A 25,571-nucleotide genomic window follows, 5' to 3' on the forward strand; every position below is an offset into this window, starting at 1 on the left:
GAGATATTAGCCAGTACCTGATGCATCACTACAACTGGATCCGACCTCATCAATTTAACGATGGATTGGCCCCAGCGAAAACGGAAGAAAAACTCAAAACCGTGTCCGGGATGAGTTGACCACTACACACCATCATTAGCGAGAATGGTTTAGGTAAGTCCAATATCCTTAGTGCTATTGACACAATGACACACTCTGCCTACGACTGGAGCAATCCAACTTCAATCGATCGCCCGGCGAATGGCGAGGACATTTGATTATCTCATGAGAATCCTAGGTAGCGGTACTCAAGCCGTTAATGCCGGAAGCGCTTCATTAATGAGTAGTTATTGCGAGGAATAAACTTGTGAGCACTTCAGTTGCCCTACCAATAAGCATCAGCTCATTCCGGCCATTCTGGGACACATCTTCGAGGTTAACGTGAATAACCGTTGCTCCCGCAGAGTGTGCAATTTCTGGGATGTCAGCTGCCGGTGTCACTATGCCAGATGTTCCTACAGAGATCAGTACATCGCAGTCACGCACCCTGTTCATAGCAGCTTTCCAGGCACCATTTGGCAAAGCTTCCCCAAACCAAACTACACCTGGTCTCAAACGTCCGTTACAGCGTCGACATCGTGGTGGCTCTCTTTCCAAACCCGACAAGGGTACCGACAGATCATCCGAGGTGAGCCTAGAGAAACGATTGCATGCGAAGCATTTAGGATCCTCGAGGCTGCCATGTAAGTGGTTCACATCTGTCGATCCAGCACGTTCATGAAGGTCATCGATATTCTGAGTTACAACGTAAACCTCACGGTCCGTTGCTGACAGTTTCTGGACCATTGAATGTGCAGCATTTGGCTGAGCCTGCTGAACCTGATGTCGCCTCCACAGATAGAATCCCCACACTAACGCCGGGTTGTCTCGGAAAGCATTGGCGGTCTCCAGACGCTGCGGGTCGTGGATCGACCATAGGCCTGTGAGCTTATCGCGGAAAGTCGGAATTCCGCTTTCGGCAGAAACCCCTGCACCCGTGAAGAAAACAACTTTTTTGGCTAACCGCAGGGCCTGCACAGCGCGCTCTTGATCGTTCATTGGGTTGCGCTCTCCGGTAGCAGTCCTTTGGTTACACAAAGCCTATCACCAACAGAGCAATGAGCGTCGTACACGTCAGGCTTTTAAGATATTTCAGACACATGATATTTACGGAGAGACAGTGTGCCCTCACCCACGAAGGCCAATCAGATCAGTGCTCCTTCGATGAATCCGGTAATCTCGAATACGCGATCTTGAAAGGTTGGTACGAGGCTATTCCTCATCGGGTTTCGCAGCGAGATCAGCAACCTCCGAGGCGATACGTACCAGGAGTCCCTCCACATCTACGTCTTTGTCCTTGATGAGGTAGGCTTGTGTAAGAAGCGTGAGGGGATGGACCTTCAGCGTCTCAGCAAGTTGATCGATCTTTTCCAGCGTAGGACTTTTGAGGCCTCGTTCCAGAGTGCTGAGATAGGTACGACTACTGACGGAAGAAAAATCTTCCTGCGTTAACTTTCTCTGCATGCGTATATGACGCAGTGCCAGGCCAAACGCAGCGTTCTGGTTCACTGTGAAGGTTCCTTAAAAGGAACCATAGAGCCTTTTTGATCACTTTAGGGCTACAATCTATAGTGTTCATTTATCAACTACGTGTCGCTATGTTTACTACCTACCGCTCCACCGAAATAACCATTGAAGGTCTCGATAAGCTCCAGCAAAGCCAAATGTGGCGCTGCGTCGAGCAGGAAGTCATCCATCCTTGGTATTACGTCCAGATCGGACGATGGGGTCGACGCTCCGCCTCCAGCTCGATGATGATGATCCACCACGCTCATGAACTTAGGGAGCTCGTTGACCGCCAATCAAATCTGAGCTGGCTTGAGCAGGTCCATTTCGTTTGCCCACCGCACATGAATGGCACTAGTTCCTGGACCATGGAGCCGCTGATAAAAATCTCCGTACTAACCTTTCCAAACAGTGAAGACTATGATCTCCAGATCAATGTCGCTGAGGGACATTCGTACTTTCTAAATGGTATCGGCAATGCAACCGCATGCACCGTTGCGCATATTTTATACGATGCCACGCGAGACATAAGTCCTAAATAAAAGCGCCAGCCCCAATATAGTCTTCTGTCAATCTATGTCGAAAATCTTCGTGGAGACAGGGCTGCCGTATTTTTACGGCCTAGGCCCGTATTAATATAGCGAACAAAATCTGCCTGGTGGGAAAATGACAATGTCTCTCGAGCGTACCCGCTCAGTGATCCAGACCCGCGACTTTCGGGTAGAGTTTTCCCTAGAAATTTCTTTACCCGAACTCATGCGCCGTGATGCTGAATATCTTTTATGTCATTATCCGACCAGAAGGGACATGGTGACGGCGGCCTGCATTGAGGAGCACACCAATTCATTAGCAGAGCTTTTCGGGTCAGTTTTCAACTCACCAATTGATGAATATTCGCGTGATAGAGCCTATTACTGCCCGTCCCCACGTTACCCTATATGACAGCATACTCATTCGACTTGCGGCTACACCTGAGCAGGCTTTGTCCTCGTTCACCTCGGGTGTCGATAATACTCGGCGCAATATTTAGACTAATGCTACTGTGCATCACCGCCACCTGAGGCAAGGCCATATTCAAAGTAAACATGAATGCAGTGGCTGATTGAGTTTCAAGATCAATCACACCACTCGCTCGACGACATGGACTGTGATCAACATTTAAAGAAATAAGGTAACCTTACGAAACAGCAGAGGAACAATAAACCACGCTTCCTCAATCCTTATCTATGACAACCGAAAAAAGGTTTTAAAGTTTGTTGGAAACCGTTCTTAATCTCTGCAATCTCGATTTCCAACTCCCGAACACGCTCGCACAACTGCAAGTTCTGTGTCAGAACCCTATCGCGTTGCTGACAGGCGAGCACCAAATCAGATTTTATTGCATTCAACTTACCCAGCGTCTGCCTGACAGTTTCAGCGTCACTTTTGCTAGTAGTGATACCAGGCAGACCGATCCTATAAGCTTCAATTTTTGCCAAAAGAGACTGATGAGTCTTCCTAGCTTTTTTCAAGTACCCCCTGTCAAACCCTGCTTCAACACTAACAACGCCAGCTGTGAGCTTAGAGGCGTCTAAACCAACATGCTGCGAAACAACAGGAGAGCCTTCGATAAGACGCTTGAATGCATCCTCGCAAGCTTCCAATCCGCTCTCCCCTTTCCTAATAATCTTCATAGTAAAGCCTCCACGACTCCAATTAACCTGGATCTGAAATTGACAAGTTTCTCGACATCTCCCCGAATAACTTGATACTCCCCAGTACCTTCGGAATAGTATTCCAATTCAGCAACAGCCACCTTAATTGCTTCATTAATTTTTTCGGACTTGATAACTGCACCATCACAAGAAAGGCAGGCCGTATATTCTCCGAGCAAGAGAGAATCACAGCGTCCGACCTTAGTGCATCCTCCTAAAAGTGTTGGGCGATAGGAAATCTCACCCGCCTTGACACGCGCAAGTGTATCAGCGCGTAAATCCTCGATGTGAACCTGCCCACTTTTTATGCGAGATTTTTGTTTTTCCATATACGAACCAGTACCTCCAAAAAGAGGAGTATCCTGGGTTATTAAGTTAGCCAAAATCTCGTTAGCAATGGAAATCGGCATACCCATTTGAAACTCAAGAGCAATATGAGATTTGGGTAGTACAAAATCTTTTTTTATTGGGTCATAATATCCAAATATTGTCTTCAGATTTTCAAAACCATTCCGATAGTATCGCGCCATTTCAAGCGACATATGCTTGTACTGTGACTTTAAAGAAGGTAAGGATACAAAGCCACTATTACTGGCATAAAATGCAAGAGAGCGGCGAAGCTGATGACTTGCTAGTGGCCATGGCTTGCCAACTGAATACTTTGTCTCGCTATAAAAATCTCGGCTAGTATCGGTTTGCACAAGTTCTTTAAGATCGTCCGGTTGAATTTTTGTCCGATCGAGCCATGACGTGCGGACATTTTTACGCGATAGTTCAGATAGCCCACCTGCATGAGGACTAATTAATATAGACGGACTAGAAAAAAGGTTAAACTCCGATGCGGTAACCGAAGGACTGAATTTAGCGAGGCCATTTTGGATCGCCTGTGCAAGTTTTACGGCTTTTATAACTTCCGCAGTAGCTAGCCATGACTCTTCCTTCTTGTACCCTTCAAACTTAGTAGTGGTCGATAACAATGTAACCATCTTAGATGGATCGCGCAGTTTCCCATTACTATCCGTAGTACACGCAACTACCACCTCCTCTGCCAAGCATTCATACTTGAGCCGCATCACCTCCTGATCACGCATACCGGTATAGAGATGTATTACCATTTTCAGCAAGAATTGAATGCTAGATATCGCTAAAGAAAAACTTCGTCGGCATGAACACTTGAAATCATCGACCAACAACTCAGTTAACCCATGATTATTAACTGCTTGTTCAAAAGTTGCTCGACGATGTCTTTTTCGGATACCACGACTTTGTTGAACTAAATCAGATAGGCCGTAGTAGCGGTCCACAAAATCAGAAATAAAAGCGCTAAGACTATCTGCTTTTGAAAGCAAGCGATCCAGGATGTCTGACGAGTTATTTATGATCTCAAGATAAATACGGGTGGGAATTACTGGGGTCTGCTTTTCACCCTTAGGAATACCAAAATCCAAATCAGAGACACTTAGAACCTTATAGCCTAACCGCTCCCCTCCGACCGCTACGAGACTTCTCATCAAAGGAGGAAAACGTCTGATAAAAGTATCGTTACCATTCATACTCGTCACAAATGCAGCCAGATAAACCGGTGTCGTAAGCAACTCTTTTAAAGACAGCACGCCCACCAGAGGTTTATGTTTTTGCTCGTAGCAAAAACGGGCCGCACTGCCCAACCGATGAAAATAGCCACTAATCGTTACTGCCGAAAGCTTCCCAACCCGCCCGGTTCCGATATAATAAATTAAGCAGAAAAGAGCATACTTAACTTCTTCAATTAAAAGTGCTTGATCATCTTCTGTAGTTGAAAAAATCGACTTGAATTTTATTATGTTTATTTTTTTTGCGCTTAACCTGTAAGGATTAAAATCCCACTCATCATCTCCATACACAGCCGTAGCTTGCCCTTCGCTATTACGGCACAAAACAAAACCTAATTCCGGCCTAAGACTAGACATTGAATTTGTTGGCGAGTCGGGTGACAATGATCTCGACCGATCTGACTGAGCAAAGAGGGTGCTAACATATGGTATCGTCAAAATACAATTCCTACTTTTTCATAACGCTGCATCCAGTTTTCCCAAAACACGGTTAACACCCCTAAATTATCAACCTTGTACTTAATCAAACTTACTATTTCCGCCGATTCTGGCGATCGCTTAGATATCTCATCAACAATGTAATCTATACGGACACATAAATCCTTATACAAAATTTCAGCATGAGCCAGATCAGAAGTAGATGCACGGACTGAATTAGCTACGTATTGCAAACTTAATAGCTTATGAATATCTTCCTGATCTGCATGGCAGGAATAATGCTTACAATACAAACAACCGTATTGAGATCTACAACTGGGTTGCAATACTGTCACATCTGACTCTGGAGCAGGTTGAAGGAAAGCATCACAATGCCCAGATGCTATTGATGTCCCGCCTGAACCCCTAATTTCAATCGCTCTCTCAGCCGCTCGCCTCACCGACTGCCAATAAATACCGAATTCCTCCTCCTGCTGCTCAATCGGAGAGTCCGAGTAATCATTAACATTTGTACTGAGGGAATGATTAAGAACATCAGCTACCGTAGTAGGTGAAATGCCTAGTGAGTGCAGTACTAAACTTTTATACTTTCGAATCACACGAGTGGAAATATTCGAGTACGCTGAATCAAGATATACGCCACTGATACGCTTATAAAATGATTGAGAGAATAGTAACTGCAATGGCCTAATCACTCCCGCCCGTCTACCATTTGCGTTAATCATGAAAAAGAGCTTATCGAATTTTTGGCCGTTAAGAACCCAAGTTCGAAGTACTAAATACTCCTTCAGTAAATGCACTCCCTCCCGCCCTAACGCATAGCGAGTTTTTAACCCTTTGGCTCTGAACTTTATAGCTGAGAGCTCCTTCTTAATCAAAGATTTTTGGAGCTCCAAACCCTCCTCATGATCGAACTGGATCAACTCGCTAGCTGTAGTTCCAAGCAAGATCAAGAGTATATTTGTATAAGCCTGCATTGCTAAAGATGCCAATCGTATTCGCCAATGACAACGCATATCAGTATTGGCAGAAGACAAGGTTCTGTGAGCTGAAGACAAGTCTACTTGCGCTTGATATGGGTTTACTCGAACTCCAAGCTTCGAGGCCCGCTCGATATATTCTGAAACTGTAGATATTCGCCGCTCGGATATATTGTAGGACTTAACATCCTGGTTCTTCAATGGCGTTAAAGCTCCCACATTAGAGGGAAAGTGCACCACTTCGAACTCACCTAAATTTAAAACGAAAGGATATTCTTCACCCTTAATAACAAACTCACTTAATCGACGCGCTAACGTCAAACAAGTCTTTAGGTAAGCTGTGACACTCTGCTCACGGGGGGCTCTGGAATTACCCCTCTGGCTTCTGATAGGTATTGCCGATCGAATGATAGCCAAATGTTCCAAAGGAAATTGATAACCAATTAATTTTGACATGGCTCTTTGCAAATTATTTGCTGATACTGGCACTATTTCCTTTCGAGCGATTCGACCATTCAGGTACTGAGTGTAACCTTGGTATGCAAGTGCGGCGGATATTTCATCACTGCAAAAATTTGAGTGACCGTTTTCATCACACCACCTTATTGCAGACTCAAAACTACAAACGTTATGCAGAATTGTTCTGTGACTTAGTGCAGTAGATAATTCAAAATAAATAGACCGGAGCAGTTCTCGACGTTCTTCAACAAAAGATAAATTATCGACTAGGTTACATCGCCGATCTTCTCGAACAGCATTTCTTGCCCGGACAGTATAAGCTAGACAACCAACATCAAGAGGTGAAACCCTAACGGCTTTATCGAGCTGAATTCGAATACTTTCCGGCCGCAAAAAATCTTGATTTAACTGCGCAACAGTTATCACATGAGTTTCGCGATGCGTAAATTTTATATCGCTCATTCGAAAAGACCTAATTTCAAGTCGTCATACCCTTGAAATTTAAATAACTGCTCTTCGTACATTTCTTGAGCCATTAGTTTTTGCGAATGCATTTTGAAAAGTTTTAAATAACTTTCAGTCGTTTCTCTTCGCTTATGATGCATTCGATGTTGAATGAACGTAATTTCCTCGCCTGGAAGAATCTGGCCCGTCGCGAGAAGTGGCTGCAGTAGTTGATAAAGTTGAAATGCGTATGTTGCTCTCAACCAATGGTATGAAAAATCATTGGGAAGTTCCACACCCGCCACGCACATCAACTTCCTCTTGACTGTATCAACTACTTGTCCAGCAGGACGCGATTTGACGACCGGATATCTTGGGTCATCTTTTGCCATGTAGTAGCAACCTCCCTGATCTGAAAGAAACAAGTATAGGTCTTCCTCCCTCATATGACTTTCAGGAAAATGACGCTCCATCTGCTCATTAAATTTCACTCTTCGCTTTACCATTAAGTTACTAGCTGATAACACTCTCAACTCATCAGCGAGTTGCTTGGGGAAGTACAATCGTTGTTTAGTATTATTTTTGGTGTCTATACCCGTACCAGGTCCAGCATGTAGTAAGTAGGTACCATCAGCTTGTAGATTCTCTTCCGTAAAATTTTTTAAATGTTTAATTCTTATCGTTAACACTGTTTGCTTCCGAGCTCCTGTCATCAGAGAGGTCAGCATTAACAGTCGCTCCATAGGAGACCACTTTTTGTCTTTGAGTATATTTAGTAATGACGCAAGTTCGACATTTGCAAGAGGTCGTAGATCTTCCCCATCCTCCCGGACAAATCCAATAGGAACAGAACTTTTCGGCGCAATCGGTTTAGTTTGACTTCTCTTGACAGCAGATACTAATTTAGTTCCGTGCACACCCGACACTAAAAACGCTGTCTGTTTCGTTGTATCCACTCGATCCATATCGATACTGTGCCAACTAGACGACACAAATTTATAAAAATTATATACTACCCCTGTATACTGATTCACTACCGCCTTGCTACGTCGCGCACTACTCAACAAATGGGAAAAGTACTTATAAGTTGGTCGCAATACTGGGCGCTTTCCTGAAAAATCGAGCCAATCTAACTCTCGCTCCTCGCAAAAAATTAGATAATCAAGCAGTTTACTAGCTCGGCGCCGAATATCATCCGAAGGCCGATTGGAGACAACTTTATTCTTTATCAAACTAAGTAAGTATGAGTTTGCTTCAATCCATGGCCGTCCATCTTTGTGAAAAAGATAAGGAAAGTTAAATAGATCGCCACTAACCCCATGAGCACCAAGTTCATTAACCTGATACATCCTAATCGTTTCAGGACAGCACGCGAGCTCCGTCTCGACACCTCCCCGGGGAACCGTCGAAAAATGCAATTCGGCGAACACGTTCCGCACCCGGGGCATGAGCACCAACCGGCCACGATGTATTGGATTCACATAAGACATCGTCGACCTCACATTTTTTTGTCAATCCTATTTGTTACGCGATTTTTCCTCAACGCTTTTTGTCAATCTTTCCGAGTTAAGCGATTCGACCCATGGATCCAACTTATGGAATAGTTTCGGATAGCGCCCCTTCAAATCTTTTTTTACTTCGATGTAGGTGCTGCGCCAGAAGTTGGCCAGATCCTGAGTCACTTGCACCGGACGCCTCGCCGGCGACAGCAAGTGCAGCTTGACTACCTGCCGGCCACCGGCAATGCGCGGAGTATCTGCCAGGCCGAACAGTTCTTGCAGGCGCACGGCCAGAATCGGCGGGTGTTCGCTGTAGTCCAGCCGTACCGACGACCCCGACGGCACTTTGATGTGATGCGGCGCCAGCTCATCCAGCCGCTGGGGCAAGGGCCATTTGAGCAAGTTATGCACTATGTTGGACAGGTCGAGGCTGGCGAAATGACTCAGACGCGAGACGCGCTCCAGATACGGCGCCAGCCATTCCTCAAGGGAAGCCAGCAGCGCTGCATCACTCACATCCGGCCATTCGCTTTGCCCTTGGGCGCTCAGATCCAGCTGGCGCAGTAGCATTACCCGCGCCTGCCACTGGCGCAGCTCAGGGTTCCAGGGCAACAACTCCAGCCCCTTGCGCCGGACCAGATTGACCAGCGCCCGGGTGCGCGCAGTTGCGTCCAGCCCGGTTAACGGCTCACGGCTGAGCACCAGCTCACCGACCTTGCGCTGGCGTTCGGCACGCAACACCCCTTCACGCTCGTCCCAGTCGAGCTGGTCGACAACGCTGACCTGCTCGCTGAGCACGTTGTCCAGCAACCCGGGATCAAACTCGGCCGCCAGGTAGATCCGTTCTTCACGTTGCCCCTGACGGCTGCCCAGGTCGGCGATCACCAGCCAGGGCTGCTTCATCAGGCCGTCGACCTCGCTGAACAACGCAGCCCGACCATTGGCCAGCCGATACTCCGCCCCCCCGGGTTTGCGTTGTTGCGCGACGCGGTCGGGATAGGCCAGCGCCAGCAAGGCCCCCAGCCAGCGTGGGTGATCGGGATCTGCGACCGGTTGCGTGGCTTTGCCGCGCAAGTAGCCCCGATACTGCCGGGCCAGTTGTTTGGCCCGCTGCACACCGCCCTGCCCGCCCCGCGCGGCGCGGCTTTCGCCCCAGAGCAAGGTCAGCCGGCTGTGCACATCGGCCCCGGCGCCGCGCAAAATATCGCGTTCGCCCAGCAGCGCCGCTACATCGCAGGCCATGTCGGCCAGCCCCAGGTCTTGCCCGCGCAGTAACAAATGAGCAATGCGCGGATGCGCAGGCAGCTCGGCCATGGCTTCGCCGTGGGGCGTGAGTTTCCCGTCGCGCAAGGCGCCCAGGCGTTCCAGCAATTGCCGGGCCTGTGCATAACTTGCCGCGGGTGGCCCATCAAGCCAGATCAGTTGCTCCGGGGTTACCCCCCAACGCGCCAGTTGCAGCGCCAGCCCGGCCAGATCGGCCTGGAGAATTTCGGCACTGCCATAGGCGGCCAATTGTGCATGCTGGTCTTCGGACCACAGGCGATAACAGACGCCGGGCTCCAGACGCCCGGCCCGGCCGGCGCGCTGGGTGGCGCTGGCCCGCGAGATGCGCTGGGTGTCGAGACGGGTCATGCCGCTGCCGGGATCAAAGCGGGGCACCCGAGCCAGCCCGGCATCAATCACGACCCGCACGCCATCGATGGTCAGGCTGGTCTCGGCAATGTTGGTCGCCAGCACCACTTTGCGCATGCCCCCGGGAGCGGGCTCGATCGCCGCACGTTGCGCGTTCAGGTCCAGTTCACCGTGCAGCGGGCAGAGCAGGATGTCGCTGCGCGAAGCCAGCGCCTCAGCCAATTGTTGATGGACCCGACGAATTTCGGCCTGACCGGGCAAAAACACCAGCAGGCTGCCGCTGTCATCATTGATTGCATCGAGCACCGTTTGCACCACCCGCGGCTCGATAAACTCACCGGGCACAAACGGCCGCCCCCAACGCATGGCCACCGGGTACATCCGCCCTTCGCTGCGCAGCACCGGCGCGTCGTCCAGCAAACTGGCCAGCCGCTCGCCGTCAAGGGTGGCGGACATCAGCAGGATCTTCAGCGGCTGTTCATCGCGAAACAGCTCGCGGCCGTTGAGGCTCAAAGCCAGGGCCAGGTCGGCATCCAGACTACGCTCATGGAACTCGTCAAAGATCAGCAAGCCCACGCCTTCCAGCGCCGGGTCGTGCTGCAAGCGGCGGGTGAGGATGCCTTCGGTGACAACTTCGATGCGGGTGGCGGGCCCCACCTTGCTGTCTAACCTGATCCGGTATCCGACGGTTTCGCCGACCTTTTCCCCCAGTTCGCTGGCCAGACGCTCAGCTGCCGCACGGGCCGCGAGACGCCGGGGTTCGAGCATCAGAATCTTCTGCCCGGCGAGCCAGGGCTCGTTTAACAGGGCCAGCGGAACACGGGTGGTTTTACCGGCGCCGGGGGGTGCTTCGAGCACCGCTTCGTGGCGTTCACGCAAGGCCTGGCGCAGCGCGGGTAAAACTTCATCAATCGGCAGAGAAATCATGGTGGCTCCAGAACAGAGCGACGAGTATAACGGCGAACAGTTCGGCATTAAGCACGGTCTTAATCCCGGTTTCGACTCTTCAAGCTTCTTCGAGGTCTTTTGTATGCGTATGTCTTCCCGTGTGATTGGCGGCGTGGTGGTTGCAGCCCTGCTCAGCCAATTAACTGCTTGCGGCAGTATTTTCTTCCCTGACAGACGCGGCCAGATCGACGGCAAGATCGATCCCATGATTGCCGTGCTCGATGCCGTGGGCCTGCTGTTTTATGTGATTCCGGGCCTGATCGCTTTCGGGGTCGACTTCGCCACCGGAGCGATTTATTTCCCGCCGGGTAAAACCGCGCAAATTGCCCCGGAAAAACTGCGCGAAGCCATAGGCGCAGATGGCAAAGTGGACAACAGCAAGCTCCAGGCCATTCTCGAAAGTGAACTGGGCCGCAGCTTCCCGCTGGACGACCCGCGCCTGATCCAGCACAAAGGCAGCGTGCAACAGTTGGCCATGTACGGTTTGATCCCCGCAGCCTGAAGCCCGTAGATAAGGATGGCCCATGACCAGTAGCCCGGAACACGCTCGCCTGTTACGCCTGGCCACCCGCGCTTCGGTGGCGGTGGCGAGTCTTCTGATCGTGACCAAGGCCATCGCCTGGTGGCTCAGTGGCTCGATCAGCATGCTCGCCGGGTTGACCGACTCACTCCTCGATGGCGTGACCTCGTTTCTCAACCTGCTCGCCGTGCATTACGCGTTGCGCCCGGCTGACGACGATCACCGCTATGGCCACGGCAAAGCCGAATCGCTGGCGGGCATGGCCCAGGCATTGTTTATCGGGGTGAGTGCGGTGCTGATCGCTTTTCAGGCCTTCGAGCGCCTGAAAAATCCGGAGCCGTTGGGCGCGCCGTGGATCGGGATTGGCGTGATTATATTTTCCCTGGTGATGACCGTGGCCCTGCTGATCCTGCAACACCGCGTGATCAAGGCCACGGGCTCCAATGCAGTGCGGGCGGACTCGCTGCACTACCGCTCCGACCTGATGCTCAATGGCAGTATTTTAGTGGCACTGGTGCTGGCCAGCGTCGGTTTCCCGCAGCTTGATGCCTGGTTTGGTCTGGGGATTGCGGTTTACATCCTCTGGAGCGCTATCCAGATCGCCCGTGAGAGTTTTGCGGTGCTGATGGACCAGGAGTTACCGACCGACGTCAGCGATAACATGCTGAAGCTGGCCTGCAGCGTGCCCGGGGTACTGGGCGCCCACGATCTGCGCACGCGAATTTCCGGCAGTATCTGGTTTGTGCAGCTGCACCTGGAATTGCCGGGAGAGTTGAGCCTGTCAGAGGCTCACGCCATCAGTGACAGAGCGGCAGCGGCAATCGAAAAAGCCTACCCGCGGGCCGAAGTGCTGGTGCACGCCGACCCCCAGGAAGTGGTCAAGCCCAGGGCAACCCCTCAGTAGTTGACCTGGTAGCCGCGACTGCTCAGACAGTTGCCTTGCGCCTGCCGGTAGGTTTGAACCACTGCCGGTGAAGGCGCATAGGTGACCTGGGCCGGGTCAAAGCCGCTTTGTTGCACAGCCCAACGGTAACAGTCGTAGCGATCCTGGTTGATTTGCGCAGGGCTCTGGCCGTTCGCCGGGTAGGCCACCACGTCATAACCATTGCTTACCGGCTGCGGTTGCGGCTGCGTCACTGGCGGCTGAACCACGATGTAGTCCTGGGTTGCAGGCTGATACTGGTAATAGGCCCCCGCCGCCAGGAACATCAAGGTGCTGCCGATCCATAGTTCCCGCGCATAGTCGGGCAAATACCCTACGCGAATCCCGTAAGGCGGTTGCACCACGATGTAACGCGGGCCTTGTGGGCGATACCAGTAACCACCGGAAAAGAAGTAGTTCTGACCGCGATAAGGTACCTGCCAGTGCTGGCCCGGGAATCGGTCGACGATATAACCCGGCCGGTATTGCGGCCCGGCGCCCCAGCCATTGCCATGGCCGCTGGGCCGACCTGCCCAGCGTTGATCGTTGGGATGATTGTTGCCGGGGCCAAAATTGTTATCCGGCCGTGAGCCATGCCCGCCGCCTTGCCAGTTCTGATTGCTACCACGGTTCGGCGCCTGGCTCTGGTGTACGGCATCGGGCCGGGGCTGGATCGGCAGGTTGTGGCCGGGCTGGCCCGGTCGGCCGGGACCGTTGGGCTCTTGATGCGGACGGCTTTGCCACTGCCCGCCCTGGGGCTGGTTGTGCTCGGGGCGCGGCTGATTGCCCGGGTTGCCCTGGGGTCGCCCCTGATTGTGTTCCGGGCGCGGCTGATTATTGCCGCCCTGTCCCTGTTGCCCGTGTGGCTGTCCGTGTTGCTGCCCGTTACCGGGGCGGGCGTGCTGAGAACCTTCATCGCCTCGCTGTTCTTCGGCCAACACCTGGCCGCTGATACTCACGCAAAGCAAGCCAACTGTAGCCAATCGCCAGATGTGCGGTTTCATGCTGTTTCTCGCGGAGGGATAGGGCGTATAGATAAGACTGGAAAACCGCGAACCGGTTCTGCGAAAGACTATCAGTTGCGCGCCTTTTTTTCGGACAATAAAAAAGGGCGACCCGTCGGTCGCCCTTTGAATTTTTCTGTCCTGGCTCAACACTCGTGATGTTGGCTCACCTCGCGCCGTCTTCTGGACAGTGCGTAGCCCGGGGGCCGGTACACCCCTGTGGGGCTGGCGGCCGCGGCTGGCCTGATTCGGCGGGCCGCAGTGGACTGTATGTCCGGGCAGTGATTCTGGTGTTAAGAATAGGCCCGTGACCGCAGCAAAGGATTGCTAATATTGCTCAATAAAACATGACTTGCGCAATTTTTAACTTACAGCGGATACTTTCACGCAATAGTTATGAGAAAGGGTGTCTTCGTGAGCAAACTCGACCGGTACGATCTGAGTATTTTGGCGGAATTACAGCGCGATGCGCGCATCTCGAACCAGGAGTTGGCCGAGCGAATCGGCCTGTCTCCCTCTCCCTGCTCGCGGCGGGTCAAGCAACTTGAGGATGACGGCTATATCGCGCGTCAGGTCGCATTGCTGGATCGAAAAAAGCTCGGGTTAAGCCTGACTGCCTACGTGCTGATCGGCATGGACCGGCACACGCCAGAGCGTTTCGAGAACTTTGAAGCGTCGATCCGCAGCCTGCCCCAGGTACTGGAATGCAGCCTGGTAACCGGGATGGACGCGGACTATCAATTGAAAGTGGTGGTGCCCGATATGGATCACTATCAAAAACTGCTGCTGGGCCACCTGACCCGCATTGATGGCGTGACCAGCGTGCGCTCGAGCTTTGTGCTCAATCAAGTGCTCAACAGCACTGAGTTGCCGTTGACCCACCTGCGCACCTGAAAGCCTGCGGGAGCTGGCATGCCGGCTCCCGGAGCAGATCAAGTGTCTGCACCTGGATCAATATCCGCTGCAATGCCCTGGCGTATACTGTTCCCGGTTTTTATCCCCGATGACGCTGGAGAACACTGATGGACCCTGCCCTGCTTGAAGAGTGGATGATGACGATTCTGGTCAGCATCCTGATCATTTTCATGGCCTTTATCGTCTGGGATCTGGCGAAGAAATCCAAAGCCGGGCGCTTCGGCTCATTTATCCTGTTTTTCGTGCTGGGCCTGGGCGTTGCTGCGTTCATCATCAAGAGCGTGGTTATCGGTTTGATCGAGTCGGGCGCGCTATAGCCGCGCCGGCACTTCCTTGTATTGCCCCTGGTCCAGCCCTTCAATCGTCCAGTCACCAATGCGCACGCGCACCAGGCGCAAGGTCGGCAAACCCACCGCCGCCGTCATGCGCCGCACCTGACGATTGCGGCCCTCGCGAATCACCAGCTCCAGCCATGAAGTCGGCACGCTTTTGCGAAACCGCACGGGCGGGTTGCGCGGCCATAGCTGCGGTTCCTCAAGGGCCCGTGCTTCGGCGGGCAAGGTCTTGCCGTCATTGAGTTGCACGCCGTCACGCAGCTGTTGCAGCTGTTCGGGCGTAGCCTCGCCCTCCACTTGCACCCAGTAGGTTTTCGGCAGTTTGTGTTTGGGGTCGGCAATTCGCGCCTGCAACTGGCCGTCGTTGGTCAGCAGCAGCAAGCCTTCACTGTCCCGGTCCAGACGCCCTGCCGGGTAAATGCCGGGAATGGGGATAAAGTCCTTGAGCGTCGCCCGCCCGCCTTCATCACTGAACTGGGTGAGCACGTCGAACGGCTTGTTGAACAGATACAGCTTGGGATCAGCCGGCGGCGCTTTGGCCACACGACGACTGGCAGCTTGAGGGGCACAACCTTTTTGTGCCGGGCGGCGTGGGGCGGGGCGAACAGGACGGGACATGGCAAACAGGACATCTGGCGATCAGGGCAGACAATGCTAGGGGCTGTTGGCGCTTCAGTGCAACAGCCCTGGCCCCTGATCGCTAAATGACCCGCCGCCACTAGCGGAACGGCGGCTCGTCGAAGCTGCGCAGTTTGCGCGAGTGCAGCGAGTTGAGCTGGCAGCGCATCAAGTCCACGGCAGCGATACCAATTTTCAAGTGCTGGCTCACAGCCCGTTCATAGAACGCATTGGCCGAGCCCGGCAACTTGATTTCACTGTGCAGCGGCTTGTCCGAGACGCAGAGCAAGGTGCCGTAAGGCACACGCAAACGATAACCCTGGGCGGCAATGGTGCCGCTTTCCATGTCCACCGCCACGGCCCGGGACAGGTTGATCAGCGGACGCTCCTGGGCCCAGCGCAGTTCCCAGTTACGGTCGTCGTAGGTCAGGACAGTCCCGGTACGCAGGCGTTTTTTCAGTTCATCGCCGCGCTCGCCAGTGACCTGGGCCGCAGCTTCCTGCAGCGCCAGCTGTACTTCCGCCAGGGCCGGAATCGGAATATTGGGCGGTACCACCCGGTCAAGGATTCCGTCGCGGCGCATATAGGCGTGTGCCAGCACGTAGTCACCAATGGTTTGCGACTGACGCAGACCGCCACAGTGACCAATCATCAGCCAGCAATGCGGTCGCAGTACCGCAAGGTGATCGGTGATGTTTTTCGCGTTGGACGGGCCCACGCCGATATTGACCAGGGTCACGCCATGCCCGTCATTGGCCTGCAGGTGGTATGCCGGCATTTGATAGCGATGCCAGACCACGCCTGCCGCAATGGCCTGGGCTTCGCCGTAGTCCATGGATTTTTCGATGATCACGTTGCCCGGCATCACCATGCGCACAAACCGCGGGTCGTCGCGCAGTTGCTCAAGGCCATGCAGGATGAACTGGTCAACGTAGCGATGGTAGTTGGTCAGCAGGATCCACGGCTGGACGTGGCGCCAGTCACTGCCGGTGTAGTGCACCAGGCGACGCAGCGAGAAGTCGACTCGGGCGGCGTCAAACAGGGCCAGCGGCAGCGGATCGGTGTTTTCCCAGTCGTACAGGCCGTCGGCAATCGCATCGGTCGCGGCAGACAGGTCGGTACTGGGGAATACCCGCGCCAGTGCGGCGGCAGTCACCCCGGAACCGGCGAGTTCATCGCCCTGTTCGACCACATACGGGTAAGGAATATTTTGCTGGCTGACCCCGACTTCGACTTCGACCGTGAAGTCGCGCATCAAGGGCACCAGTTGCTCGAGCAAGTAGTTTCGGAACGCCCCGGGATGGGTCACGGTGATGCTGTAAGTGCCTGGCAGTTGAACCTTGGCGTATGCCCGGGTAATGGTCGGGATTTCGCCATGGATGGTGTTGGTCAGGCGCAGCTCCGGGTAGCGGAACAGGGCACGTTCTTCGGCGCTGGGTTCGACTCGATCCTTGAGGTAACGCTTGAGTGCCTGGCTCAACGCAACGGTTGCGCGTTCGTGCAGGGCCGCTAGCCGGTCTACGGCCTCTTCAGCGGTTGAAACGACAATAAAAGCTTCGGTCACAATAAGCATCCTGTCTTCTGAACTGGCAGGCCTTTATCTTGCCTGCATCGCAGATCAAAGCACAGGGCCTTGTCGTCGCGGGTGCAGGCTGTGCTAAGGGCCACTACGCAGCCCATCGCAGCCTGCGGCAACTACTACCAGATTGGTGCGCGTCACAGCTGCGCAGTTGAGCGGGCGACAATCGCGGCGACGTTCAGGCCCCGGGGCATAGTTCCGTAGGCCCGGCCGCTGCCTTGCAGGCGACTGGCGATAAATGCGTCGCTGACGTCACTGTCACCCGCCTCCAGCAGTAATTTGGCCTGCAGGCCCAGGGCGATATCTTCTGTCAGTTGCCGCGCCCGGTATTGAATGTCATCGGTGTCCGTGAAGGCTTTTTTCAACTGCCCGATGTGCTGCGCCAGATGCACGCTGCCATGCCCGTCCCCCAGCTCGGCAAACAACGCATCCAGCACCCCCGGCTCTTTGGACAGGGCCCGCAGCACGTCCAGACACTGCACGTTGCCCGATCCCTCCCAGGTTGAGTTGACCGGTGCCTCGCGATACAGACGCGGCAGGATGCTGTCTTCGACATACCCCGCACCGCCCATACATTCGGCGGCCTCGTTGATCATGGCCGGGGCCCGCTTGCAGATCCAGTATTTGCCCACCGCCGTTACCAAACGCGAGAATCTGGCTTCTTGCCCATCATCCAGGTGATCCAGCGCGCGGCCCATGCGCAGGCTCAAGGCCAGGGCGGCCTCGCTTTCCAGGGCCAGGTCCGCAAGGACGTTTTGCATCAAGGGTTGTTCGGCCAGCACCCGGCCACCCACCAGCCGGTGGGCACAGTGATGGCTGGCCTGGGTCAGCGCCTGACGCATCAAGGCACTGGAGCCCACCATGCAGTCGAAGCGGGTCATGGCAACCATTTCAATAATCGTCGGTACGCCGCGCCCTTCCTCGCCAACCATCCACGCCAGCGCGCCGCGAAACTCGACTTCGCTGGAGGCATTGGAGCTATTGCCCAGCTTGTTTTTCAGACGCTGGATATAGAACTCGTTGCGGCTGCCGTCCGGGCGATGGCGCGGCAACAAGAAACAGCTCAGGCCCTTGTCGGTTTGCGCCAGGGTCAAGAAACCATCACACATTGGCGCCGAGCAAAACCATTTGTGCCCCAGCAGTTCATAAGCCTCCCCCGGCCCGGCCGCGCCCACGGGGTAGGCACGAGTGGTGTTGGCGCGAACGTCGGTCCCGCCCTGCTTCTCGGTCATGGCCATACCGATGGTCACACCGGCTTTGTGGCTGATATCGACATTGCGCGGGTCGTAATGGGTCGCGAGAATTTTCGGCAACCAGATTTGCGCAATGTCCGGCTGCAGGCGCAAGGCCGGAACGCTGGCAAAGGTCATGGTCAGGGGGCAGCCGCTGCCGGCTTCGGCCTGGCTGTGCAGGTAGGTCATGCAGGCCCGTGCCACATGGGCGCCGGGCTGTGGGTCGGTCCAGGGCAACGATGGCAAACCGTGCTCGATCGCGGTTCGCATCAACTCGTGATAGGCAGGGTGAAACTCCACCAGATCAATGCGATGGCCAAAACGGTCATGGCTGACAAATACCGGTTTGTTTTCATTGGCCAGAAAACCCGCGGCCATCAAGGGGCCACCTGCCAGTGCGCCGTAGTCATCGATCCGCGATTGCGCCCAGCCCGCACCGAAGTGCCGGCCCCAGTGCTGGAGCGGCAGGTCGATGCGGTACAGGTTGACGCCGTCCAGGGAGGGCGGCTGATTGGTGACCTGGTGAGTTTCGGCGTACTGATGCAGGTTCATGGTGCGGGCTCCAAGAATCAATCTGGTGGACCCAGTGAAGCACGCATGACCATCATCACAAGGGGTATAAGCGTCTAAAGTCCGGCGCTTTTGCCCTCAGGCCCCTGCAGCAACCACTCTGACATCAGGTGCTGTACGTCTTCATAACGCACGGGCTTGATCAGGTAGTCAGTGATGCCATCGACCTGCTGCAGCGCTTGCCGGGCCTCGGTTTCAGATTCAAACAGCGCCAGTACCGGCAGCTTCGCACAGGCCGCCAGGGTCAGCAGCTGGCCGCCCATCGACGTCCCCGAGACCAGGTTCAACGGGCATCCCAGCACCACGGCATCTACCCGTTCGCGACGCAGAACATCGATTGCCTCCCCGCCACTGTCGACACTCAGCACCCGATAACCCAGCTTGAGCAGCATGCCGCGCAGTACTACCTGGCCGGGGCTGCTGTCCTCCACCAGCAAGACCACACACTCGTTCGGGGTTCGGCTCAGGCCCTCAGCCTGCTGCGTGCTCTCAAGCGGCGATTCAAGCTCCAGCAACAGCTGGAACTGCGAACCCTGGCCCGGTTGCGAGTGATGGGTCAGGCGCCCGCCCAGCAGTTCCACCAAACGCCGACAGATCGCCAGACCGATACCCAGACCACCGTAGCTGCGGGTCATGGAGCCATCGACCTGGAAGAAGTTCTGGTACAGCTCGGCCTCTTCAATGTGGACAAAGCCGATTCCGCTGTCGATCACATTCAAGGCCAGCGCCCAGCGTCCCGGCCCTGCGGTTTTGCCGGTGACCCGTAGAATCACCCCGCCGACGCGAGTGAACTTGATGGCGTTATCCAGCAGGCACTCCAGACACTGACGAATCTTGTCGACATCGCCGACCCATTGATCGGGCAGGTTGCGCGCTATCTCATAGGAAAATTGCAGCCCCTTGTTGCGTGCAGTCGGCCCGTACTGATCGCTCAGGCTCTGCACCAGCTCGCTCAAAGCAAAGGACTGCGCGCGCATGCCAAGCCGGCCGGCCTGCAGCTCTGTGAGGGCCAGGATGCCATTGACCATATGCATCATTTCTCGCGCCGAGCCCTCGGCAGTCTGGGTGTAAAGTTCAAGCTCGGGGCTCATGTCCAGGGTTTTGATCAACTCCAGAGAGCCGATCACACCGTTCATTGGCGTGCGCAATTCATGGGTGACGGTTGCCAGAAACTCATCTTTAAGCTGGTTGGTGTGGGCCAGTTGCTGGTTCATTGCGGCCAGTTTCTGCCCGGACTCTTGCAACGTCCGCGCCTGCAAGTCACGCATGGCATTGATCCGGTCCGCGAGCGCCAGCGACAACAGGCCGACCTCGATGGCCGAGCCGATCTGGCTGGCATACATGGTCAGGAATACATTGGGCAGATAGCCCAGCACCATCAGGGTATTGACCAGACCGCCGAGCAAAAAGGCCGACCAAGCGATCACAAAGTAGCGCGCCACCCGCAAGCCGCGCACCCAGGCCACGACGCCGGAGGTGAAGATCGTGACGATGAATGCCAGGGCCAGGCCGGTTGCCAGGCGCAACGACACGGCATAGCTGGTGGTCAGGGCCAGCACCATGACTAGTACGCCCACGGCCATCAGCAACATCAGGGCACGGTCCAGCCAGCGGCTGTGGGAGGCGGTGTGTAAAAAGGTGCGGGCGAACTGGCAACCGAAAAATGCCGCCGAGCCAATCAAAAATGGCGTGGCGGCATTGGCCCACCACGGATTGTTCGGCCAGAAGTACTGCACCGCCGCGCCGTTGACGGACAGTTGGTACAAACCGAACGAGGCGATATAGAAAATGTAATAGAGGTAGCTGGTGTCCCGCACACTGAGGTAGATAAACAGGTTGTAGACCAGCATCCCCAGCAATACGCCATAAATCAGGCCCAGGATATAAATCCGTACCGGCTGCTGTTCGAGGTATGCCTGCGCCGACCACAGCGTCAGCGGCGCCTGGACCGAGCCCTGGCTGGCCAGACGCAAATACACGGTCTGGCTTTGCCCCGGGCTGAAGTTGAGCTCAAAGAGGTAATTGTTTTCTTTTATCTGTCGGCTGTCGAAAGGCAGTGCATCGCCGGTGCGCTCGGCCAGGCGATAGTTGCCTGAAGCGTCGGCCAGATACAGATCAATGTGATCCATTGGCGGGTAGGCCAGTTCCAGCAGCCAGGTGCGATGGATGTTCGGGTTCTGCGGCAGGTAGCTCAAGTCCACCTTGAGCCAGAAAGCCGAGTGCGAGTAGCCCGCATTCAACGAGTCTTTCTCATGGTTGCGGAACAGACCGTCCCGGGCGATAACATCTGCCAGCGTCGCCTGACCGTCAACGTCTTCGAATACTTGCATTACCCGGCCCAAGGGCAGGCTCTGGGTGGTTTCATCGAAGTCCACTGCGCTGACCAGCATCGGTAGCCAGCCCAATAACATCACGAACAAATAGCGCATACAGCCCCAGCGGTAGCCCCCGGTGACGTGCGCAAGCTCCTGTTCCCTTGGAGAGCACGTCGACCCGACGACCTGTTATTAATTTGACGTCACTCTAGCATAGCCATTAGTGGCAAATACACATCACCGTGAAATTATGAGCGAAGGCTCTATTACGGCCATTACAGAGGACATGGCGCGGTTTATCCGGATGTTTTTACCGGCAAATGAAATCTGCTGGCTGCCAGATGACCGACGCGGAGCAAGCCGCCCCAAAAAAGCGTTTGGTGGTAAGCTCGCGCACCATGAATATCTACAGTTCTCGCCCCGTTGTCCTCTGTCTCTCCGGCCATGACCCCAGTGGGGGTGCCGGCTTGCAGGCAGATATCGAAGCCCTGCTGGTTCAAGGTTGTCATGCCGCTCCCGTGGTCACCGCCCTGACTGTGCAGAATACCGTCAATGTCAGCGATTTCCGCGTGCTGGATCGCGAGTGGGTACTGGCCCAGGCCAATGCCGTGCTCAGTGACTCCACGGTTGCGGCCGTCAAGCTGGGCATGCTCGGCTCACTGGAAATGGTCGACACCGTGGTCGAACTGCTTCAGGCCCACCCGCACTTGCCGATGGTCTGTGACCCGGTGCTGCGGGCCGGCGGTGGCGGACGACTGGGCAAGGACGAAGTGGGCTATGCCATGCGCGAGCGTCTGCTGCCATTGGCCACCATCGCCACGCCGAACCTCCCCGAAGCCCGCATCCTCGCCGAACTGCCCGACGGCAGCGCCGATGAATGCGCCGAAAAGCTGCTGCCCTTTTGCCAGCACCTGCTCATCACCGGCGGACACGGCGATGAACACAAAGTCCATAACCGCCTCTACAGCCGCGACGGCAGCCGTCACACCTTTACCTGCCATCGCTTACCTGGCAGCTATCACGGCTCGGGCTGCACCCTGGCCAGCACCCTGGCCGGGCGCCTGGCCATCGGCGAAAATCTGGTCAGCGCAGTAGAAACCGCACTCAATTACACGTGGCGCACGTTGCGTGATGCCGAGCAGCTGGGGCAGGGACAGTTTGTCCCGCGTCGCTTGCCGCTGGACTTCTGTTCGTAACCATGAGGCTCGACCTATGACCCTGCGCGGCCTGTATGCAATCACTGACAGCCAGCTGCTGGCTGGCAAGCTGCTGCCTTTTGTCGAGGCGGCCCTCGATGGCGGCCTGACGCTGTTGCAATATCGCGACAAAAGCAGCGACGACGCCCGCCGTCTTCGCGAAGCCGAGGCCTTGCGCACTTTGTGTGAGCGCTACAAGGCGCACCTGGTCATCAATGATGATGCCGAGCTGGCGGCGCGCCTTGGCGTCGGCGTGCACCTCGGACAGACCGATGGCCCGCTGACACCCGCCCGTGCCCTGCTGGGCCGACAGGCGATCATTGGCGCCACTTGCCACAGTCAGGTTGAACTGGCCGAGCAGGCCGCCGGGGAAGGCGCGAGTTATGTCGCCTTCGGCCGCTTCTTCAATTCCAGCACCAAACCCGGGGCTCCCACCGCGACCCTGGACGTGCTTGATCAGGCACGCTCGCGACTGGCCCTGCCGATTTGTGTGATTGGCGGCATCACCCTGGATAACGCAGCGCCATTGGTGGAACACGGCGCCGATTTGCTGGCAGTGGTACACGGCCTGTTTGGTGCTGACAGCACCCGGGAAGTGACCCGCCGCGCTCGCGCCTTCAACGCTTTGCTACGCATTTAAATACCGAATCCTGATTCAGAGAGAGCCCATCATGTCTCGTTCCGAAACCCTGTTTGCCAACGCCCAAAAACACATTCCGGGCGGCGTTAACTCGCCTGTCCGTGCATTCAAAAGCGTGGGCGGCACTCCGTTGTTCTTCAAGCACGCCGAAGGCGCCTACGTCACCGACGAAGACAACAAGCGCTACGTGGATTACGTCGGCTCGTGGGGCCCGATGATTCTGGGCCACAGCCACCCGGACGTGCTGGATGCGGTACGGGCGCAACTGGAGCACGGTTTGTCCTACGGCGCTCCGACGGCCATGGAAACCGAAATGGCCGATCTGGTGTGCTCGATTGTGCCGTCGATGGAAATGGTGCGCATGGTCAGCTCCGGCACCGAAGCCACCATGAGCGCCATTCGTCTGGCCCGCGGCTTTACCGGTCGCGACAACATTCTCAAGTTTGAAGGCTGCTATCACGGGCACTCGGACAGCTTGCTGGTCAAGGCCGGATCCGGCGCACTGACCCAAGGCGTACCGAGTTCGGCCGGGGTTCCTGCAGACTTCGCCAAACACACCCTGACCACTGCCTTCAACGATATCGACGCGGTTGAACAGCTGCTGAGCGAAGTCGGCGACACCGTGGCCTGCATCATTGTCGAGCCGGTGGCCGGCAACATGAACTGCGTGCCACCTGCTCCGGGCTTCCTGCAAGGTTTGCGCAGCCTGTGTGACAAACACGGCGTGGTATTGATTTTTGACGAAGTGATGACCGGTTTCCGCGTCGCCCTGGGCGGTGCCCAAGCCCATTACGGCGTAACCCCGGACCTGAGCACCTTTGGCAAAATCATTGGTGGCGGCATGCCAGTAGGCTGCTTCGGCGGCAAACGCGAAATCATGCAGCACATCGCGCCACTGGGCCCGGTGTACCAGGCCGGCACCCTGTCCGGAAACCCGCTGGCCATGGCTGCGGGCCTGACCACGCTGCGCCTGATCAGCCGTCCGGGCTTCCACGCCGAGCTGAGCGACTACACCACCCGCCTGCTCGACGGCTTGCAGCAACGTGCCGATGCCGCCGGCATTCCATTTGTTACAACCCAGGCCGGAGGCATGTTTGGCCTGTACTTCAGCAGCGCCGATGACATCGTCACCTTCGAAGACGTCATGGCCAGCGATGCCGACCTGTTCAAGCGCTTCTTCCACCTGATGCTCGAAGGGGGCGTGTACCTGGCGCCGAGTGCCTTTGAAGCAGGTTTCACCTCGATCGCCCATGGCGATGCCGAGTTGCAACTGACACTGGATGCTGCGGAACGCGCATTTGCCGCGCTGAAGTAACCCGCAAAACCGGCAGGGTTTAGCCCCTTGCCGGTTTTTTATCCCGGTTATGGCTCATTCGTTTATGCCGCCTGTCCAAAATCGTCTTAAATCAATGGATATCGCGCTCAGGCAGCAGAAAAACGAGTAAAGACTTTGTAAGGTTGCCTCCGCTTATTTCATAATGCGCGCCTATACATCCCATGGCCGGGCTTGCCCGCCTTTCAGAGGTACGTCGATTCCCATGAACCGCACCGGCCGCGCCCTTGCTCTGGGCTGCCTGTTGCTCCTACAGCCGCTGCTTGTCCAGGCAGGCGGTAACTCGTTGTTGATCCCAGCAATGGGTCGCTGCACCCTGAATACTCAACCAGAAGACCTGGCTGAGGCATTGGCTGCATGCGAAGCTGCGGCAAAAGACGGGGATGCAGAAGCCGAATACGAGTTAGGCGAGTTCTATTACGACGGTAAAAACACCCCGCGCGACCTCAACAAGGCTCTGAGCTACTTCGAGCAAGCGTCGCTGCAAGGCCACGCCATGGCCCAGTTCCAGCTCGGCACCATGTTCTACAAGGGCGAAGGCGTACCGGCCAATAACATTCAGGCGTATATCGTGCTGAAAATGGCGGCCGTCAATGGCGCCGAAGATGCACTGGACACTGCCGACCTGGTGGCGGAGCAAATGCCCCGCGACCAACTCGAAACCGCGACCCAGGTGCTGGGACAGATTTTCCGCAAGTACTTGCTGGAACTGCAATCGGCCGACGGACGCTCGCCGTTCTCACCGCTACCCTGACCTGCCCGCAACACTCCAGGGCCGGCACAGGTTCCTGAGCCCTACTTCTCCGGCATCGGAAACGGAAACGGCATCACGTTGCTCATGCCACGTGCTTCGCTGATCTTTGGCGTACCCAGGCGCTCAACCTCGTCGATGCGCACAATCGAGTGCATTGGCACAAAGCTGCGCACAACACCTTCAAATTGAGCCTTGAGCTTTTCTTCGCTCGGATCGACGACCATTTGCGTACGCTCCCCGAAGACGAATTCCTCTACTTCCAGGAAACCCCACAGATCACTTTGATAGATCTGCTTGGCGTACATTTCGAACACCTGGCCCTGGTTGAGGAAAATCACCTTGTAGATTGGAGCTTCACGTTTGGTCAT

Annotated in this window: 23 protein-coding genes; 10 read left to right on the forward strand and 13 right to left on the reverse strand. The window is 55.4% G+C overall.

Annotated features, from left to right (window positions below):
• Positions 1 to 315: 315 nt before the first annotated feature.
• Entirely contained in the window at positions 316 to 1,077 is a 762-nt protein-coding gene (locus JQ845_RS20170; RefSeq protein WP_048401446.1) for an SIR2 family NAD-dependent protein deacylase, read from the reverse strand.
• A 213-nt stretch (positions 1,078 to 1,290) separates the two neighbouring features.
• On the reverse strand, positions 1,291 to 1,587 hold the full coding sequence (locus JQ845_RS20175) for a helix-turn-helix domain-containing protein (protein ID WP_082149378.1): 297 nt from the start codon (positions 1,585 to 1,587) through the stop codon (positions 1,291 to 1,293).
• 89 nt (positions 1,588 to 1,676) lie between these two features.
• On the opposite strand from JQ845_RS20175, the gene JQ845_RS20180 reads away from it, so the two are divergent.
• On the forward strand, positions 1,677 to 2,126 hold the full coding sequence (locus JQ845_RS20180; protein ID WP_048401571.1) for a hypothetical protein: 450 nt from the start codon (positions 1,677 to 1,679) through the stop codon (positions 2,124 to 2,126).
• Positions 2,127 to 2,256: 130 nt separating this feature from the next.
• Positions 2,257 to 2,526: a BPSL0761 family protein gene (locus JQ845_RS23210; RefSeq protein ID WP_306419317.1), complete on the forward strand. Its 270-nt coding sequence runs from the start codon at positions 2,257 to 2,259 to the stop codon at positions 2,524 to 2,526.
• A gap of 278 nt (positions 2,527 to 2,804) precedes the next feature.
• On the opposite strand, the gene JQ845_RS20185 is transcribed toward JQ845_RS23210, so the two are convergent.
• The 5 genes from JQ845_RS20185 to hrpB form a co-directional block, all read right to left on the reverse strand.
• Complete coding sequence (locus JQ845_RS20185) at positions 2,805 to 3,257, reverse strand: hypothetical protein (protein ID WP_048401448.1); 453 nt, start codon at positions 3,255 to 3,257, stop codon at positions 2,805 to 2,807.
• Positions 3,254 to 5,227, reverse strand: a complete 1,974-nt coding sequence (locus tag JQ845_RS20190) for an integrase (RefSeq protein ID WP_236010225.1) — start codon at positions 5,225 to 5,227, stop codon at positions 3,254 to 3,256. Before JQ845_RS20190 ends, JQ845_RS20185 begins: the two co-directional genes overlap by 4 nt.
• A 77-nt stretch (positions 5,228 to 5,304) precedes the next feature.
• Positions 5,305 to 7,209: a hypothetical protein gene (locus JQ845_RS20195; RefSeq protein ID WP_048401450.1), complete on the reverse strand. Its 1,905-nt coding sequence runs from the start codon at positions 7,207 to 7,209 to the stop codon at positions 5,305 to 5,307.
• Complete coding sequence (locus tag JQ845_RS20200) at positions 7,206 to 8,540, reverse strand: site-specific integrase (RefSeq protein ID WP_411392934.1); 1,335 nt, start codon at positions 8,538 to 8,540, stop codon at positions 7,206 to 7,208. Before JQ845_RS20200 ends, JQ845_RS20195 begins: the two co-directional genes overlap by 4 nt.
• 168 nt (positions 8,541 to 8,708) lie before the next feature.
• Positions 8,709 to 11,249 carry an ATP-dependent helicase HrpB gene (gene hrpB / locus JQ845_RS20205; protein ID WP_203009395.1) on the reverse strand — a complete coding sequence of 847 codons (2,541 nt, stop codon included), beginning with the start codon at positions 11,247 to 11,249 and terminating at the stop codon, positions 8,709 to 8,711.
• A 103-nt stretch (positions 11,250 to 11,352) separates the two neighbouring features.
• Between hrpB and JQ845_RS20210 the strand changes: the two genes are divergently transcribed.
• Both JQ845_RS20210 and JQ845_RS20215 read left to right on the forward strand, forming a co-directional pair.
• Positions 11,353 to 11,772: a hypothetical protein gene (locus JQ845_RS20210; RefSeq protein WP_003444109.1), complete on the forward strand. Its 420-nt coding sequence runs from the start codon at positions 11,353 to 11,355 to the stop codon at positions 11,770 to 11,772.
• A gap of 22 nt (positions 11,773 to 11,794) precedes the next feature.
• Positions 11,795 to 12,694: a cation diffusion facilitator family transporter gene (locus JQ845_RS20215; RefSeq protein ID WP_003444111.1), complete on the forward strand. Its 900-nt coding sequence runs from the start codon at positions 11,795 to 11,797 to the stop codon at positions 12,692 to 12,694.
• On the opposite strand, the gene JQ845_RS20220 is transcribed toward JQ845_RS20215, so the two are convergent.
• A complete protein-coding gene (locus JQ845_RS20220; RefSeq protein ID WP_203009396.1) occupies positions 12,688 to 13,716 on the reverse strand; it encodes a DUF6515 family protein in 1,029 nt (342 codons plus the stop codon). The two genes, JQ845_RS20215 and JQ845_RS20220, sit on opposite strands and share 7 nt — an antisense overlap.
• A gap of 414 nt (positions 13,717 to 14,130) precedes the next feature.
• On the opposite strand from JQ845_RS20220, the gene JQ845_RS20225 reads away from it, so the two are divergent.
• Together JQ845_RS20225 and JQ845_RS20230 are read left to right on the forward strand one after the other, a co-directional pair.
• Positions 14,131 to 14,610: an Lrp/AsnC family transcriptional regulator gene (locus JQ845_RS20225; RefSeq protein WP_003444115.1), complete on the forward strand. Its 480-nt coding sequence runs from the start codon at positions 14,131 to 14,133 to the stop codon at positions 14,608 to 14,610.
• Between the two features lie 128 nt (positions 14,611 to 14,738).
• Positions 14,739 to 14,948 (forward strand): DUF2788 domain-containing protein, encoded by a 210-nt coding sequence (locus JQ845_RS20230; RefSeq protein WP_003444116.1) that lies wholly within the window; start codon positions 14,739 to 14,741, stop codon positions 14,946 to 14,948.
• On the opposite strand, the gene JQ845_RS20235 is transcribed toward JQ845_RS20230, so the two are convergent.
• The 4 genes from JQ845_RS20235 to JQ845_RS20250 form a co-directional block, all read right to left on the reverse strand.
• Positions 14,943 to 15,509: a pseudouridine synthase gene (locus JQ845_RS20235; protein WP_003444118.1), complete on the reverse strand. Its 567-nt coding sequence runs from the start codon at positions 15,507 to 15,509 to the stop codon at positions 14,943 to 14,945. The two genes, JQ845_RS20230 and JQ845_RS20235, sit on opposite strands and share 6 nt — an antisense overlap.
• Before the next feature lie 175 nt (positions 15,510 to 15,684).
• A complete protein-coding gene (amn, locus tag JQ845_RS20240) occupies positions 15,685 to 17,157 on the reverse strand; it encodes an AMP nucleosidase (protein WP_165439584.1) in 1,473 nt (490 codons plus the stop codon).
• Between the two features lie 143 nt (positions 17,158 to 17,300).
• Positions 17,301 to 18,947, reverse strand: a complete 1,647-nt coding sequence (locus tag JQ845_RS20245) for an acyl-CoA dehydrogenase family protein (protein ID WP_127196878.1) — start codon at positions 18,945 to 18,947, stop codon at positions 17,301 to 17,303.
• A 74-nt stretch (positions 18,948 to 19,021) separates the two neighbouring features.
• The gene (locus tag JQ845_RS20250; RefSeq protein ID WP_203009397.1) at positions 19,022 to 21,394 is read right to left on the reverse strand and encodes a hybrid sensor histidine kinase/response regulator; all 2,373 of its coding nucleotides are present in this window, start codon (positions 21,392 to 21,394) and stop codon (positions 19,022 to 19,024) included.
• Between the two features lie 284 nt (positions 21,395 to 21,678).
• Here JQ845_RS20250 and JQ845_RS20255 point away from each other — a divergent pair, with 284 nt between their 5' ends.
• The 4 genes from JQ845_RS20255 to JQ845_RS20270 all read left to right on the forward strand — a co-directional run bounded on the left by JQ845_RS20255 (position 21,679) and on the right by JQ845_RS20270 (position 25,203).
• Positions 21,679 to 22,476, forward strand: a complete 798-nt coding sequence (locus tag JQ845_RS20255; protein ID WP_203009398.1) for a hydroxymethylpyrimidine/phosphomethylpyrimidine kinase — start codon at positions 21,679 to 21,681, stop codon at positions 22,474 to 22,476.
• Positions 22,477 to 22,492: 16 nt separating this feature from the next.
• Positions 22,493 to 23,116: a thiamine phosphate synthase gene (gene thiE / locus JQ845_RS20260; protein ID WP_203009399.1), complete on the forward strand. Its 624-nt coding sequence runs from the start codon at positions 22,493 to 22,495 to the stop codon at positions 23,114 to 23,116.
• Between the two features lie 31 nt (positions 23,117 to 23,147).
• A complete protein-coding gene (hemL, locus tag JQ845_RS20265; protein ID WP_003444137.1) occupies positions 23,148 to 24,431 on the forward strand; it encodes a glutamate-1-semialdehyde 2,1-aminomutase in 1,284 nt (427 codons plus the stop codon).
• 223 nt (positions 24,432 to 24,654) lie between these two features.
• The gene (locus JQ845_RS20270) at positions 24,655 to 25,203 is read left to right on the forward strand and encodes a tetratricopeptide repeat protein (RefSeq protein ID WP_003444140.1); all 549 of its coding nucleotides are present in this window, start codon (positions 24,655 to 24,657) and stop codon (positions 25,201 to 25,203) included.
• A gap of 41 nt (positions 25,204 to 25,244) precedes the next feature.
• Here the strand turns inward: JQ845_RS20270 and JQ845_RS20275 are convergent, their stop codons facing one another.
• The gene (locus tag JQ845_RS20275) at positions 25,245 to 25,571 is read right to left on the reverse strand and encodes a DUF1820 family protein (protein ID WP_003444141.1); all 327 of its coding nucleotides are present in this window, start codon (positions 25,569 to 25,571) and stop codon (positions 25,245 to 25,247) included.

The sequence above is a fragment of the Pseudomonas paraversuta genome (assembly GCF_904063065.1).
GTDB lineage: Bacteria > Pseudomonadota > Gammaproteobacteria > Pseudomonadales > Pseudomonadaceae > Aquipseudomonas > Aquipseudomonas paraversuta.

What these genes read in the sequence shown, in the direction of transcription:
- JQ845_RS20190 (WP_236010225.1), bottom strand. Translation starts at nt 5,227, where the DNA reads ATGTCTAGTCTTAGGCCGGAATTAGGTTTTGTTTTGTGCCGTAATAGC.
- JQ845_RS20220 (WP_203009396.1), bottom strand. Translation starts at nt 13,716, where the DNA reads ATGAAACCGCACATCTGGCGATTGGCTACAGTTGGCTTGCTTTGCGTG.
- JQ845_RS23210 (WP_306419317.1), top strand. Translation starts at nt 2,257, where the DNA reads ATGTCTCTCGAGCGTACCCGCTCAGTGATCCAGACCCGCGACTTTCGG.
- JQ845_RS20270 (WP_003444140.1), top strand. Translation starts at nt 24,655, where the DNA reads ATGAACCGCACCGGCCGCGCCCTTGCTCTGGGCTGCCTGTTGCTCCTA.
- JQ845_RS20170 (WP_048401446.1), bottom strand. Translation starts at nt 1,077, where the DNA reads ATGAACGATCAAGAGCGCGCTGTGCAGGCCCTGCGGTTAGCCAAAAAA.
- JQ845_RS20180 (WP_048401571.1), top strand. Translation starts at nt 1,677, where the DNA reads ATGTTTACTACCTACCGCTCCACCGAAATAACCATTGAAGGTCTCGAT.
- thiE (WP_203009399.1), top strand. Translation starts at nt 22,493, where the DNA reads ATGACCCTGCGCGGCCTGTATGCAATCACTGACAGCCAGCTGCTGGCT.
- JQ845_RS20245 (WP_127196878.1), bottom strand. Translation starts at nt 18,947, where the DNA reads ATGAACCTGCATCAGTACGCCGAAACTCACCAGGTCACCAATCAGCCG.
- JQ845_RS20200 (WP_411392934.1), bottom strand. Translation starts at nt 8,540, where the DNA reads ATGTATCAGGTTAATGAACTTGGTGCTCATGGGGTTAGTGGCGATCTA.
- JQ845_RS20230 (WP_003444116.1), top strand. Translation starts at nt 14,739, where the DNA reads ATGGACCCTGCCCTGCTTGAAGAGTGGATGATGACGATTCTGGTCAGC.
- JQ845_RS20195 (WP_048401450.1), bottom strand. Translation starts at nt 7,209, where the DNA reads ATGAGCGATATAAAATTTACGCATCGCGAAACTCATGTGATAACTGTT.
- JQ845_RS20185 (WP_048401448.1), bottom strand. Translation starts at nt 3,257, where the DNA reads ATGAAGATTATTAGGAAAGGGGAGAGCGGATTGGAAGCTTGCGAGGAT.
- JQ845_RS20275 (WP_003444141.1), bottom strand. Translation starts at nt 25,571, where the DNA reads ATGACCAAACGTGAAGCTCCAATCTACAAGGTGATTTTCCTCAACCAG.
- JQ845_RS20210 (WP_003444109.1), top strand. Translation starts at nt 11,353, where the DNA reads ATGCGTATGTCTTCCCGTGTGATTGGCGGCGTGGTGGTTGCAGCCCTG.
- hrpB (WP_203009395.1), bottom strand. Translation starts at nt 11,249, where the DNA reads ATGATTTCTCTGCCGATTGATGAAGTTTTACCCGCGCTGCGCCAGGCC.
- JQ845_RS20250 (WP_203009397.1), bottom strand. Translation starts at nt 21,394, where the DNA reads ATGCGCTATTTGTTCGTGATGTTATTGGGCTGGCTACCGATGCTGGTC.
- JQ845_RS20215 (WP_003444111.1), top strand. Translation starts at nt 11,795, where the DNA reads ATGACCAGTAGCCCGGAACACGCTCGCCTGTTACGCCTGGCCACCCGC.
- amn (WP_165439584.1), bottom strand. Translation starts at nt 17,157, where the DNA reads ATGCTTATTGTGACCGAAGCTTTTATTGTCGTTTCAACCGCTGAAGAG.
- hemL (WP_003444137.1), top strand. Translation starts at nt 23,148, where the DNA reads ATGTCTCGTTCCGAAACCCTGTTTGCCAACGCCCAAAAACACATTCCG.
- JQ845_RS20255 (WP_203009398.1), top strand. Translation starts at nt 21,679, where the DNA reads ATGAATATCTACAGTTCTCGCCCCGTTGTCCTCTGTCTCTCCGGCCAT.